Raw genomic sequence first — 661 nt, 5'->3', positions numbered from 1 at the left:
GCTCGATCAGCGAAGTATCGGCCAGTACCCGCCAGCTCAACGAGGTCTCCCGTCAGGTGCTGGCGGCCTCCAACTCCTCGCTGCACAACTCGGACAACCAGGCCGGACGTACCGGAAGCGTGGCGGCAGCCATCAACCAGCTGGGCGCCGCTACACAGGAGATCGCCCGCAACGCTGCCGATGCGTCCGTACAGGCTACCAGTGCCCGGCAGCAGGCCGAGGAGGGTCGTCGCGTACTGGGCCAGACCCTGACGGCGATGGAAACCCTGTCCGCCAACATCAGCGCCTCCTGCGGCCGTATCGATGAGCTGAACCAGAAGACCACCCGCATCGGACATATCCTGGAAGTGATCCAGGGCATTTCCGAGCAGACCAACCTGCTGGCGCTCAACGCTGCGATCGAAGCTGCACGGGCAGGCGATGCCGGGCGTGGTTTTGCGGTGGTAGCGGACGAGGTGCGTGGTCTGGCACATCGTACCCAGAGTTCGGCCCGGGAAATCCAGAGCATGATTCAGGAGCTGCAAACCGGGGCGGGCGAAGCGGTTTCCACCATGACCGAAAGTCAGCGCTTCAGCGAGGACAGCATGACCATCGCGCAAAAGGCCAACGAGCGGTTGGGCTCGGTAGCCGAGCGCATTACCGATATCGATGGCATGACCCA

The 661-nt window shown here is 63.5% G+C and carries 1 protein-coding gene; it reads left to right on the top strand.

What is annotated here, in order from left to right; translation table 11 throughout:
• The coding region (locus tag PLU01S_RS25245) for a methyl-accepting chemotaxis protein (protein ID WP_244901227.1) at nt 1-661 on the top strand (661 nt) is incomplete at both ends.

The sequence above is a fragment of the Pseudomonas luteola NBRC 103146 genome, from assembly GCF_002091675.1.
GTDB classification, from domain to species: Bacteria; Pseudomonadota; Gammaproteobacteria; order Pseudomonadales; family Pseudomonadaceae; genus Chryseomonas; species Chryseomonas luteola.
This window is presented reverse-complemented; position numbering and strand designations above follow the sequence as displayed.